Genomic DNA, 12,609 nt, shown 5'->3' with positions numbered 1-12,609 from the left:
CGACCGAGGTGTCTTGCGTTCTACATCGACCTGAAATATCGGGTCGATTGTGGATTCGCTAAAGCAACATCATTTCGGCGCATTTCCTGAGCACTCCCCAATCAGTTCCCTCTCCCAAAGGGAGAGGGGGCCGACCGAGGTGTCTTGCGTTCTACATCGACCTGAAATATCGGGTCGATTGTGGATTCGCTAAAGCAACATCATTTCGGCGCATTTCCTGAGCACTCCCCAATCAGTTCCCTCTCCCAAAGGGAGTGGGGGCCGACCGAGGTGTCTTGCGTTGTACATCGACCTGAAATATCGGGTCGATTGTGGATTCGCTAAAGCAACATCATTTCGGCGCATTTCCTGACCACTCCCCAATCAGTTCCCTCTCCCCTCCGGGAGAGGGCTAGGGTGAGGGGCTCTTGATTTTGCTCTCTCCACCGGTCACCTCCCTCAAATTTTTGTTGCCCGCCACGTCCCGTTTCGGTTATCAATTTGTACATGATTAGACAGGTACGATTCGACAAGAAACAACGGGTGGTCGACGAGCTCGTCCGACGCATCGAAAGCGGCCTCATGGAGGACGGCTTTCTGTTGCCCGGCGAACATCAGTTGGCTCAAGAATTCCAGGTCAGCCGTGGCACCTTGCGTGAGGCGCTGGCCGAACTGAAGCGGCGTAATTACATCGCCACGCAGAGCGGTGTCGGTTCCATCGTCACTTTCGACGGTGTCGCGCTCGATCAGCGCAGCGGCTGGGCGCAGGCGCTGGCCGACAGCGGGGCGCTGATCAATACCGAAGTGTTGCGCCTCGAGGCGGTGACTCGCCCGGATCTGCTGGTGCGTTTCGGCACCGATCAATTCATCACCCTCGACCGTCGCCGGCGCGCCACCGACGGTACACTGGTGTCTCTCGAACGATCCTTGATGCCGGCCAACGGCGGCCTGGAAAGCCTGCCCCGCGTCGGCCTGATCGACAATTCCCTGACCATCACCCTGGCCGCCTACGGCTATATCGGCGAGCGCGGCGATCAGTGGATCGGCGCCGAGCCGCTGAATGCCGAAGACGCCGAGCTGCTCGGTCGCCCGGTCGGCACGGTGTTTCTCAAAGCCCTGCGCACCACCTACGACCGGCAGAACCGTTTCATGGAGCAGGTCGAAAGCCTGCTCGACCCGGTGCACTTTCGTCTGCACCTGCAATTCGGAGAATCGAAATGACCGCGCTCAACCGTGCGCTTGGCGCTTTCTATGGTCTGGCCCTGGGTGACGCGCTGGGCATGCCGACACAGTCGCTCGATCGTGAAACGATCAAGGCGCGCTTCGGCCAGATCACTGATTTGCAGGACGCAGGTCCCTTGCAACCGATCGCCGCGAACATGCCCAAAGGCTCGATCACCGATGACACCGAGCAGGCGATCCTGGTCGGCGAATTATTGGTCGAAGGTCACGGCCGTATCGAGCCGGCGGTTCTCGCCCAGCGCTTGATCGAATGGGAAGCCGAGATGCAGGCCAAAGGCTCGCAGGACTTGCTCGGCCCCTCGACCAAACGCGCTATTGAAATGATCCTCGCCGGGCATTCCCCGGAAGAAGCCGGGCGCTACGGCACCACCAATGGCGCGGCGATGCGCATCACCCCGGTGGGCATTGCCGCGAACGTGGCCGATCCGCAGCGCTTCATTGCGGCGGTCGTGCAGGCTTGCCAGGTGACGCATAACACCACGCTGGGGATTTCCAGTGCGGCGGCGGTGGCGGCGGTGGTTTCCGCTGGCATCAATGGCGTCGATCTGGGCGAGGCGCTGAATCTTGGCCAGCAGATTGCCCAGCAGGCCGAAGCCCACGGGCATTGGGTTGCTGGCGGGCGCATGGCCTCGCGCATCAGTTGGGCGCGCAGTATCAGCGTCGACAGTGACAAAGCACTGCTCGCCGATCTGCTCTACGACGTGATCGGCACATCGGTGGCGTCGCAGGAGTCGGTGGTGGTTTCATTCGCCCTGGCCCAGCAAGTGGCCATCGGCGAGATGACGGCATTCGAGGCGTTGTGCATGGCTGCCAGCCTGGGCGGCGACACGGATACCATCGCGGCGATTCTCGGCGCCATGCTCGGCGCTTGCCTGGGTCTTGAGTGCTGGCCGCAGCCGATGATCGAGACGGTGAAAGTCGTTAATCAACTTGAGCTGGAACCGTTAGTGCAGGGGCTGTTGGCCTTGCGTTGACTGGCTGGCCTCTTCGCGAGCAGGCTCGCTCCCACAATTGGAATGCATTTCCTTGTGGGAGCGAGCCTGCTCGCGAAAGGGGCGGCGCATTTCTAAAGAATTCACACAGCAATGGATCGCACAGACAGGCCTCGGAAGGCCGGTTGTCTTGTCGTTTTGCATCATTGCCACAACCACAAAAAAGGCAAACAGGAGCATTTTCATGAGTTCATCAACCGCCGGGCAGAGCGTCGGGCAACTGGAAACCCGGGGTATCGAGCCGGTGCCGGAAGCCGAGTGCAACGGTCATCCGCTGCAGCTGTTCTGGGTCTGGTTCGCCGCCAACATTTCCATCCTCGGCCTGCCGTTGGGCGCCACGCTGGTGGCATTTCGCGGGCTGGCAATCTGGCAGGCGATCATCGTCGCCATCCTCGGTGCCGCCGGCTCATTTGCCGTGGTCGGGATCATCTCGATTGCCGGGCGGCGTGGCCGCGCGCCGAGCTTGACGCTGTCGCGGGCAATCTTCGGCGTACGCGGCAACATCGGCCCGACGCTGGTTTCGCTGATGTCGCGTCTGGGTTGGGAAACCGTCAATACCACCACTGCGGCGTTTGTCCTGCTGTCGCTGTGTTCGATCCTGTTCGGCTCGCCGGTCGAGGCGAAAAGTGCGCCGGTCCTGACGCTGATCTTTATCGCCATCTTCGTCCTGCTGACCTTGTCGGTGTCCGGCCTCGGCCACGCGACCCTGCTGGTGATCCAGAAGTGGGCGACCTATGTGTTCGGTGCGCTGAACATTCTCGTCGGTGGTTTCCTCTGCGCGACGATCGACTGGAGTGCGGTGTTCAACGCCACGCCAGCACCGCTGAGCGCAATGATCATAGGCATCGGCACCATGGCCGCCGGCACTGGTATCGGTTGGGCCAACGCTGGTGCCGACATGTCGCGCTATCAGCATCGCAGCGTCAAGGCTGTGCGCCTGGTGGCGTCGGCGGCGTTCGGCGCAGGGATCCCGCTGGTGCTGCTGATCACCCTCGGCGGCTTGCTCTCTGTGGGCAACAATGATCTGGCGTCGGCGACTGACCCGATCGTGGCGATTCGCGACATGCTGCCGACCTGGATGGCCGTGCCGTACTTGATCACCGCGTTCGGCGGCCTGCTGCTGTCGAACAACCTGTCGGTATATTCCGCCGGCCTGACCACGCTGACCCTGGGCCTCAAGGTCAAACGCGTCTACGCGGTAGTGGTCGACATCGTCGCGATCTTCGCCGGCTCGATCTACTTCATGCTGATCGCCGACAGTTTCTACGGCCCGTTCATTACCTTCATTTCCCTGCTGGCAGTGCCGATCACTGCATGGGTGGGGATTTTCGTCGTCGATCTGATTCACCGTCACTACTACAGCCCCAAAGACCTGCTCGATGTCAGCCCGAGCAGCGCCTACTGGTATCGCGGCGGCATCGAGTGGCGCGCGTTTGGCGCCTGGGCGATCGCCATCGTCCTTGGTTTCAGCTTCACCACCATCGGCACCACGGCAGAAAACGTCTGGTTCAAGGGCTTTCTGTCCGACTCCTGGCTGGGCCACAACGGCCTCGGCTGGATCGTGACCTTCGTCGTCGCCGGTGGCATTTACCTGATACTTGGCGGTGCGAAAGATCGCCGCGCCGCGCACCCCGAGAATGCTCATGCCTAAGATGCTGCACACCGGCCAGGTCATCATCGACCTGGTCATGGCCGTGGATAAACTGCCGCAGATTGGCGGCGACGTGCTGGCGCAGTCGGCGGGGTTCGAAGCCGGCGGCGGTTTCAACGTGATGGCCGCTGCGGTGCGTAACGGTCTGCCGGTGGTTTACCTCGGTCGCCATGGCATGGGGCGTTTCGGTGACTTGGCGCGCCAAGCGATGCAGGCGGAAGGTATCTGCATCGGCATCCGCGAACCGGCCGAGCGCGATACCGGTCTGTGTGTGGCGCTGACCGATGCGTCGGCTGAACGCAGTTTCATTTCCTACATCGGCGCTGAAGGTGAGGTGACCGAAGACGATTTGAACAATGTGGCTGCTGAGCCCGGCGATTACGTTTATCTCAGCGGTTACAGTCTGCTGCACGAGGGCAAGGCGCAGGCGTTGCTCGACTGGACGCTGGCGCTGCCGGCGTCGGTCAATGTGGTGTTCGACCCGGGGCCGTTGGTGGAGTCACCTGACGCGCCGATGATGCAGGCGTTGCTACCGCGCATCAATGTGTGGACCAGCAACAGTGTTGAGGCGCTGCGATTTACCGTGGCTGATGAAATTGGCGCGGCAATGGATCGGCTCGCGAAGCTCCTGCCGGAAAATGTGCTGATGGTGGTGCGCGACGGGCCGCAGGGTTGCTGGATTCAACAGCGTGGCGAGCGTCGACAAGTGCCGGGGTTTGCTGTCAATGCAGTGGACAGCAATGGCGCCGGTGATGCGCATGCCGGGGTGTTTGTTGCTGGATTGGCGCAGGGGCTGGATGCACTGGAAGCGGCGCGGCGGGCGAATGCTGCGGCGGCGCTGGCGGTGACGCGCTGGGGGCCGGCGACATCGCCGGGGGCGGGTGAGGTGGATGCGTTTATCCGCGAATCCTGCGGCGACTGATGCACCGCAATCGCTGGCAAGCCAGCTCCCACAGGGTCTTCGTGTGTAAGTGCAATAGTGCAACCACCCGAAAAATCTGTGGGAGCTGGCTTGCCAGCGATGAGGCCATCAGACTTAACCGGCCTTGCGCAACGCCTCGATCAACTCCTGCTTGCGCATCGACGAGCGTCCCGGAATATTCTTCGCTCGGGCTTCCTTCATCAGGCTATCGACAGTCTGCGCATTCTTCGAAGTCTCGCTATTGCGCGAATGGCCCTTGCGACTGGCCACCGCGCGGCGGGATGACTCTTTGCGCTCTTCCGACTTGGCACTTGCAGGCTTCTTGCGCCCTGAGCCGCCGGACTTTTCGCCACCGCCGGATTGCTTGTTCACCGTCGCCCAGGCACGCGCCTCAGCTTCATCTTTCGACACGCCCTTTTTCTCATAGCTGTCTTCGATGTGCTGGGCTTTGCGCTTCTGTTCGCTGGTGTATTTGTCTCTGCTTCCACGAGGCATGGGATTTCTCCTTGCGTCAGGATGTGCTGCGTTACGCCGAAGGCTGCGAATCACTCGAGACGAATTACCCGTTCGAAGTCGAAGATCCGCAGCCCCAACCAGCGTCAGCTATCGAGTTTCTTCGCCGCTTCAACCCCGGCTGAACTGAGCTTGATCGGCAGGTTCAGCGAGTGCTCACCGGCTTCGCTGCAGGTCACATGACCATGGTGAATCAGCCCGCGATCCTGCAGGGCGGCGAGGGCGCTGGCCACGACTTTCTCGCCCCGGTAATTGTCCAGCACCTCCTTGCCCAAGCCGTTGGGATGCGCGTGCAGCAGGCGGGTGAGAACTTCTTTTTCCAGGTCTTTGTCGACGTTCATGGTTACCTCTTCATGGGAGTGAATAGGGCGCTCGCGTCGGCGAACTACTGACCGGCACCTTCGGAACCGGAGCCACCGGTGGTGGTTTTCGAGCCGACACCGGGGCCGGCATTGTCAGGCGGAGTGGCAGGAGAGTCAGGCGTGTTCATGCCACCCTGACGGCCCGGATCGCTGCCTTGTGTGCGCGGATCGGTGCCGGTGGCGGGTGGCTGATTGATCAGCGGCACGCCGGAACCATCGGTATTCATACCGGGAGCACTGTTGATGGCGGGCGCGCGTGGCGGGGTCGGATCGGTAGGGCCAGTGCCCGCTGCCGTGGACGAGGCGGCGAACACCGCAGGGCAAAGCAGGGCGCTGAAGACTAAAGCGGTCAACCTTGACGGGATCATAGGGCTTCTCCAGTGATTGGAATCCTTACACTGGGTTGGTCAGCCCTGATGACGGATTGGTGCCTGATGATCGACGAACGGTCTTCGCCAGGGTCAGGTGACTGCTGTTCAGACGATGCCGAGCTTTAGCGTTTCCATCGGTGCAAAACAGTTAACGGTCATAAGCATGCTTTCAGAATTTGCGATATCAACTGTGGGAGCGAGCCTGCTCGCGAAGGCATTCTGTCAGTTGACTCGAGGCTGACTGGAAGGACGCATTCGCGAGCAGGCTCGCTCCCACAGGGGCAACGGCGTTCGCCCGATCGGGCAGGTCAGTATGTTTGCCATGTGACGAGCGCCGCTGCGCGCCTTAGTATGGCGCTTTAATTTGCAGACAAGGCCCGTCCATGACGATCGAAATCCGCCCGGCGACCCCCAGCGATGCGCCGCAAATCCTCGCCTTCATCACCGAACTGGCAGATTTCGAAAAGGCCCGTCACGAAGTCATCGCCAGCGTCGCCGACATCGAACGCAGCCTGTTCGGCGAAGGCGCGACCGCCCATGGCCTGATCTGCCTGCGCGACGGCTTGCCGATCGGCTTCGCGGTGTTCTTCTTCAGTTATTCAACCTGGCTGGGCAGCAACTGCCTGTACCTCGAAGACCTTTACATCACCCCCGAACAACGCGGTGGCGGCGCCGGCAAAACCCTGCTGCGCCACCTGGCGAAAATCGCCTGCGCCAACGACTGCGGCCGCTTCGAATGGAGCGTGCTGGAATGGAACACCCCGGCCATCGAATTCTACAAATCCCTCGGTGCACAACCGCAGGAGGAATGGGTGCGGTATCGCATGGATGGCAAGGTGTTGCGAGAGTTTGCCGAGGGCTGAGCACAATGATGGCAATCTACTGCTGATTCAGTTGTCGCCACCGCTCTGGTCCGGCATTCTGTGCGCCATTTTTGCGCGCTCACGGACGACACCTGCAATGCATCTGGCAAAATTTCTCCGCGCCTGTGGAGCCCTCGCTGCGTCAATGAGTGACCAGCTATGAGCGGACTGCAGGCGTCCATGCGTCTGTATGGTCTGGTGAAAACTACCGGCTCTTCTGACGACCCGAATCGACAGGCTGTCGAAATTCTCTGCATGGCCCAGCGCACCGGCGGCCTGGCTATTCGGGCTTTCGTGTCGCGGCTCGACGCCGAGTTGATGTCGCGCAGCGCCGGCCTCGGCGAATACCGCGTGGTAGCGCTGAGAACCTTTGATCCCACAGCGATTATCGACGCCCATCAAGGCTGGCTGATGCTGCACATCTGTTGCGGCTTCGTCGCTCTCGCCGGCCATTCTCTGTTGAAAAACGGTGCGTTGATCCCGATGGGCTGGCACGTCTACTCCGAAGTGGGGCGCTGGACCTCCAGGCATCATCTGGACCTTGGCGTGGAAATGGTCGAGTTGCTGCAATCGACTTTCGAGCGCAATCACCTGCGCAACTACAACGCCTGGCTCAACGAACTTGATGATGCAACGCCTGCCGAGTTGAGTTGGCAAGCCAACGAAGCCTGGCGTGCCATACAAACCGCGACATCACCTGAAAGCCGTGAGCATTGTCATGCTCTGTTCGACCCGGTCGATAATCGCTGGTGCTTTGCCGCGACCGACATCGACATCTATCAGCCATCCCCGGCACCCCTTAAGCAAGGAGCTTTGAATTGAGTGGTAAACCCGCAGCTCGCGTCACCGACCCAACCGCCTGCCCACTGCCAGGTCACGGCACCAACCCGATTGTCTCCGGCTCGCCGGACGTATTCTTCGACGGCCTCGCTGCTGCACGCATGACCGATAAATCAGCGTGTGGCAGCCCTATCACCGGAGCGGTCTCCGGCACTGTTTTCATTAACGGTCTGAATGCCGCGATGCTCGATAGCACTGGTGGGCATGGCAATGTCGTGATCGGTGGCTCGGGCACGGTGATCATCGGCCAAAGTGGGGGAGGGGCCGCATTTAGTGGGCTGTTGCCGATGCCGGTGCATTTCACTGACAGGTTGCAAGTAGTCAATCAGGACACCGGAGAGCCGGTCTCTTATCACCCTTACATCATTCAGCGGGGTGACGGCAGTGAAGAGTCAGGCGTGACGGATGCGGCGGGGTTTACCCATACCGTCAGTTCGCACCTGGCTGAGACGATTAAATTATTTGTGGAGTAATTAGAGATGGCAAATGGAAGTGCTACAGCAGAGGCTCCACCACCGCCAATGGCGACAAGGGATCCCGTGAGTCATACACTTACTTGCAAGACAGATCAATCGGTCAAGCAAGTAACAGTAAGCATCCGCGATGCAATGGTTTTTCTTGTTGGTGGAGCTGGCGATCAGGAACGGTATTACGTTGATGGTCCCAATCACAATGTCGACTATGTGCGAGACATGGTCGACGCGGACATCGAAGCGCTGGAAATACAGAAATCTTGTACGACGTTGCCTCTTGGTTATAACTCATTTATGAGTGAGGAGGATTTGGAGCGTAACGTTATTCGAAAAATTCCAAGTTGCAATACTGCGATTTATATCATTGGCCACAGTTTGGGTGGCTGGAACGGTGCTCATTTGTCTGCCGTTTTAACCGAGCGCGGTTTCAAAATAAAAATCTTGGTGACCCTGGATCCCGTAGGACACGGCAAAATCGTATATGGTATTTCGAAAATATATCGTCAGGTTCCCAAGCCTAAAGCGCAGTATTGGGTAAATATCAGGGCAGCTGCGGTCGATTGGAACCTGTCAGATCTGGTTGCAGACTTCGGTGAGCAATGGGAGATCTCCGAAGGACCGAACGTCATGGGGCGGCTCGATATCAATCACGCAGATGCCAACTCTATGTATGCTCACGCCTTGCCCGGTGGAAAGTCAGCGCGACAGATTGTAGCGGAGTCAATATTCAAGTGGATTAAGGGGTAACAACCTGTGAAGGTTTTAATCTTGACAATATGTATGTCGGTGCTCTCGGCTTGTTCTTTGAATCATGGTCGGCCCATTGCTGACCTCAAATACGAAAAGACAGAGCGGCTTCGTACTACCGGAATTTATCAAGTTTATTTCAAGTCCGACGTGGAACTTCTCGGCCTGTTCAAGTCGTCTATAGGGCGTGGGCTGGTCTGCTCGTTGACAAATGACCTTGATTTTTCTCAGGCACATCGAATTAAACAGTCCGGCTTCGGGTTTATCGAGAGGGTTTCGCCGGACTCGTTAATTTACAGGGCAGATGTCATTTTTGACGAGTCGGTAGACGATGAGGGGGGAGAAAGACGCCTGAAAGGGGAAACACTGGATCCCTTTTTAAAAGCCAGAGATTCCTTTTCCTGTGTGTATAGAGTCCACTCCACTACATACAAGACGTATTTTTCCAAGATTATGCGGGTACCTAGCGCGGATTTGCTGACAACTGGACCTGCAAAATAAAAACTATCCCGTCCGGCCTTGCCTCTTTCGTGGGCCGGTCTCCCTGAGTATTTCCCGACCGCAGCGGCATGGCGAACCTTGCATTTTTGCCCGTGCAAGCCTGACTCGGTCCTTCCCGGCATTCGATCGCCATCGTTGCAGCCCAAGGGCGGCGTTTTGAGCGAGGTGATACCGTTACTGTTGGCTCTTCCCATAATGTGGGATTGATATTTATATATTGAGATTTCCCGTCCCTCGGGTTTATAGTCCATCGCACTCATTGCCAAAAACAAAACAGGTGAAGCGATGCAGGCGCAATTGATCGCGCTCGATTGGGGGACGACCTCATTACGTGCTTACAAACTCGCGGCCGACGGTGTGGTGCTGGAGCCGCGTGCGCTGTCGTCCGGGATCATGCAGTTGCCCAAGACCCCGCGAATCATCCACGGCCGTGAATGCGCCGATGGTTTTGAACTGGCCTTCGACGAGGCCTGTGGTGACTGGCTCGATGCGCAGCCGGATCTGCCGGTGATCGCTTGCGGCATGGTCGGCAGTGCGCAGGGCTGGCGCGAAGCGCCTTACTGCGAAACGCCAGCCGACGTCGCCCATCTCGGAAATTCCCTACAAACCGTTGTCAGTCTGCGCGGTACGCCGGTGCATATCGTCCCGGGCGTGATCCAGCGTTCGCGTCTGCCGAATGTAATGCGCGGCGAAGAAACCCAAGTCCTCGGCGTGCTGCAAAGTCTGCCGGCCGAGGCAGGTAACGACCTGCTGATCGGCCTGCCCGGCAGCCATTCGAAGTGGGTGGAGGTGGTCGATGGCCGCATCACCCATTTCGACACGTTCATGACCGGCGAAGTGTTTGCCGTGCTCAGCGAGCACAGCATTCTCGGCCGTACCCAACAACCGAGCGCGACCTTCGATGCGCAGGCGTTCGATCGCGGCGTGCAAATCGCGCTGTCGACAGATGCCGAGCTAGGTGTGCTCTCGACCTTGTTCAGCGCCCGCACCCTCGGCCTGACCGGTGAACTGAGCCCGACTGCTCAGGCGGATTATCTCTCCGGTCTGATGATCGGCCATGAGCTGGCCGCGCTCGCCAATGTGCAGCGGCGCCGGCGCAATCAAGCGAATCTTCCAGCAATCGTGCTCATCGGCAATGCGCAATTGTGCACGCGCTATCAACGCGCGCTCGATGCCTGCGGCTTTGCTCGGGTGACGCTGGCCGAGCAGGCGACCGAGCGTGGCCTGTGGCAACTGGCGCGTGCCGCCGGACTGATCGATTCCTCATCCCGTTAACCCTGACTGGAGGCCTGACATGCTCAAGCAAGCACTGGCACAAAACGGTCTGATCGCGATTCTGCGTGGCCTGCAACCGCAGGAAGCGGCGGCTGTCGGAGAAGTCCTTTATTCCGCCGGATTTCGCGTCATCGAAGTACCGCTCAATTCCCCATCGCCGTACGAAAGCATCCGCATCCTGCGTGATGCGCTGCCCGCCGATTGCCTGATCGGTGCTGGCACGGTGCTCAGCCCCGAGCAGGTCGAGCAGGTCAAAGCTGCTGGCGGCCAAGTGATCGTCATGCCGCACAGCGATGCCAAGGTGTTGCGCGCGGCGAAAGCGGCGGGGCTGTACCTGTCGCCGGGTGTGGCCACGCCGACCGAAGCCTTCGCCGCACTGGCTGAGGGCGCGGAAATTCTCAAGCTGTTTCCGGCCGAGCAAATGAACCCGGCGGTCGTCAAGGCCTGGCTGGCGGTGTTGCCAGCCGGCACGGTGCTGGCGCCGGTCGGCGGGATCACACCGGACAACATGCAGGCCTTTATCGATGCCGGTGTGAAAGGTTTCGGCCTCGGTTCCGGTCTGTTCAAACCGGGCATGACGCCCGAGCAGGTGGCGGTCAATGCCAAGGCCTACGTGACTGCCTGGAAAGCCCTGCGTTAAGAATTTTGGCGCTGTGTGCGCTGCATCTAATAAAAGCTGCATTTACAAAAGAGAGCAGAGATGAAAATCACCAAACTCACGACCTTCATCGTTCCGCCGCGCTGGTGCTTCCTCAAGGTCGAAACCGACCAGGGCGTGACCGGTTGGGGCGAGCCTGTGGTCGAAGGGCGCGCGCATACCGTAGCTGCTGCGGTGGAAGAATTGTCCGACTACCTGATCGGCAAAGACCCACGCAATATCGAAGACATCTGGACCGTGCTCTATCGCGGTGGCTTCTACCGTGGCGGCGCGATCCACATGAGCGCGCTGGCCGGTATCGACCAAGCGCTGTGGGACATCAAGGGCAAGGCCCTCGGCGTGTCGGTCAGCGATCTGCTCGGTGGCCAGGTGCGCGACAAGATTCGTGTGTATTCGTGGATCGGCGGCGACCGTCCGGCCGACACCGCGCGTGCGGCGAAAGAAGCAGTGAGCCGTGGTTTCACTGCGGTGAAAATGAACGGCACCGAAGAACTGCAGTTCCTCGACACTTTCGAGAAAGTCGACCTCGCCCTGGCCAACGTTGCCGCCGTGCGTGATGCGGTCGGGCCGAACGTCGGTATCGGCGTCGACTTCCACGGCCGCGTGCACAAGCCGATGGCCAAGGTGCTGATGAAGGAGCTCGACCCGTACAAACTGATGTTCATCGAAGAACCGGTGCTCAGCGAAAACTACGAAGCATTGAAAGAACTGGCGCCGCTGACCAGCACGCCGATTGCCCTCGGCGAGCGTCTGTTCTCGCGCTGGGACTTTAAACGGGTGTTGAGCGAAGGCTACGTCGACATTATCCAGCCGGATGCCTCCCACGCTGGCGGCATCACCGAAACCCGCAAGATCGCCAACATGGCCGAAGCCTACGACGTCGCGCTGGCGCTGCATTGCCCGCTGGGACCGATCGCCCTGGCTGCCTGTTTGCAACTCGACGCGGCTTGTTACAACGCGTTTATCCAAGAGCAGAGCCTGGGCATCCATTACAACGAGAGCAACGACTTGCTCGACTATGTGAAGGATCCGCGCGTGTTCGACTACGACCAGGGCTTCGTGAAGATTCCGAACGGCCCGGGGCTGGGCATCGAGATCAACGAGGAATACGTGATCGAACGCGCCGCCGTCGGCCATCGCTGGCGCAACCCGATCTGGCGTCATGCCGATGGCAGCTTTGCCGAGTGGTGATCTCCTGATTCAGCACTGATCCCTGTGGG

At 59.6% G+C, this 12,609-nt stretch carries 14 protein-coding genes; 11 read left to right on the top strand and 3 right to left on the bottom strand.

Going from position 1 to position 12,609, the window contains the following annotated elements; genetic code table 11:
- Positions 1-486 precede the first annotated feature (486 nt).
- The 4 genes from AB4O45_RS05555 to AB4O45_RS05540 all read left to right on the top strand — a co-directional run bounded on the left by AB4O45_RS05555 (position 487) and on the right by AB4O45_RS05540 (position 4,786).
- Positions 487-1,200: a GntR family transcriptional regulator gene (locus tag AB4O45_RS05555; RefSeq protein WP_016770970.1), complete on the top strand. Its 714-nt coding sequence runs from the start codon at positions 487-489 to the stop codon at positions 1,198-1,200.
- Complete coding sequence (locus tag AB4O45_RS05550) at positions 1,197-2,195, top strand: ADP-ribosylglycohydrolase family protein (RefSeq protein WP_056788274.1); 999 nt, start codon at positions 1,197-1,199, stop codon at positions 2,193-2,195. Before AB4O45_RS05555 ends, AB4O45_RS05550 begins: the two co-directional genes overlap by 4 nt.
- Positions 2,196-2,397: 202 nt before the next feature.
- The gene (locus AB4O45_RS05545; protein WP_258707059.1) at positions 2,398-3,864 is read left to right on the top strand and encodes a purine-cytosine permease family protein; all 1,467 of its coding nucleotides are present in this window, start codon (positions 2,398-2,400) and stop codon (positions 3,862-3,864) included.
- A complete protein-coding gene (locus AB4O45_RS05540; RefSeq protein WP_460161171.1) occupies positions 3,857-4,786 on the top strand; it encodes a PfkB family carbohydrate kinase in 930 nt (309 codons plus the stop codon). The genes AB4O45_RS05545 and AB4O45_RS05540 overlap by 8 nt, the downstream gene beginning before the upstream one ends.
- A 114-nt stretch (positions 4,787-4,900) precedes the next feature.
- Here AB4O45_RS05540 and AB4O45_RS05535 read toward each other — a convergent pair whose 3' ends face one another.
- The 3 genes from AB4O45_RS05535 to AB4O45_RS05525 all read right to left on the bottom strand — a co-directional run bounded on the left by AB4O45_RS05535 (position 4,901) and on the right by AB4O45_RS05525 (position 6,029).
- Complete coding sequence (locus AB4O45_RS05535) at positions 4,901-5,281, bottom strand: Rho termination factor N-terminal domain-containing protein (protein ID WP_460161170.1); 381 nt, start codon at positions 5,279-5,281, stop codon at positions 4,901-4,903.
- 104 nt (positions 5,282-5,385) lie between these two features.
- Positions 5,386-5,640: a hypothetical protein gene (locus AB4O45_RS05530; protein WP_041479421.1), complete on the bottom strand. Its 255-nt coding sequence runs from the start codon at positions 5,638-5,640 to the stop codon at positions 5,386-5,388.
- 44 nt (positions 5,641-5,684) lie between these two features.
- The gene (locus AB4O45_RS05525; protein ID WP_076563793.1) at positions 5,685-6,029 is read right to left on the bottom strand and encodes a hypothetical protein; all 345 of its coding nucleotides are present in this window, start codon (positions 6,027-6,029) and stop codon (positions 5,685-5,687) included.
- 386 nt (positions 6,030-6,415) lie between these two features.
- Between AB4O45_RS05525 and AB4O45_RS05520 the strand changes: the two genes are divergently transcribed.
- The 7 genes from AB4O45_RS05520 (at position 6,416) to dgoD (ending at position 12,580) form a co-directional block, all read left to right on the top strand.
- A complete protein-coding gene (locus tag AB4O45_RS05520; RefSeq protein WP_041479417.1) occupies positions 6,416-6,895 on the top strand; it encodes a GNAT family N-acetyltransferase in 480 nt (159 codons plus the stop codon).
- A gap of 159 nt (positions 6,896-7,054) precedes the next feature.
- Entirely contained in the window at positions 7,055-7,717 is a 663-nt protein-coding gene (locus tag AB4O45_RS05515) for a hypothetical protein (protein WP_460161169.1), read from the top strand.
- Positions 7,714-8,208, top strand: coding sequence for a PAAR domain-containing protein (locus tag AB4O45_RS05510; RefSeq protein WP_039760120.1), 495 nt, complete (start codon positions 7,714-7,716; stop codon positions 8,206-8,208). The genes AB4O45_RS05515 and AB4O45_RS05510 overlap by 4 nt, the downstream gene beginning before the upstream one ends.
- 6 nt (positions 8,209-8,214) lie before the next feature.
- Positions 8,215-8,955: an alpha/beta hydrolase gene (locus AB4O45_RS05505; protein WP_150742567.1), complete on the top strand. Its 741-nt coding sequence runs from the start codon at positions 8,215-8,217 to the stop codon at positions 8,953-8,955.
- A gap of 786 nt (positions 8,956-9,741) precedes the next feature.
- A complete protein-coding gene (locus AB4O45_RS05500) occupies positions 9,742-10,731 on the top strand; it encodes a 2-dehydro-3-deoxygalactonokinase (protein WP_460161168.1) in 990 nt (329 codons plus the stop codon).
- A gap of 19 nt (positions 10,732-10,750) precedes the next feature.
- Positions 10,751-11,371, top strand: a complete 621-nt coding sequence (locus AB4O45_RS05495) for a 2-dehydro-3-deoxy-6-phosphogalactonate aldolase (RefSeq protein WP_460161167.1) — start codon at positions 10,751-10,753, stop codon at positions 11,369-11,371.
- Positions 11,372-11,431: 60 nt separating this feature from the next.
- Positions 11,432-12,580: a galactonate dehydratase gene (gene dgoD / locus AB4O45_RS05490; protein WP_460161166.1), complete on the top strand. Its 1,149-nt coding sequence runs from the start codon at positions 11,432-11,434 to the stop codon at positions 12,578-12,580.
- Positions 12,581-12,609 lie beyond the last annotated feature (29 nt).

The organism is Pseudomonas sp. S2_B10, assembly GCF_054668425.1.
This window is presented reverse-complemented; position numbering and strand designations above follow the sequence as displayed.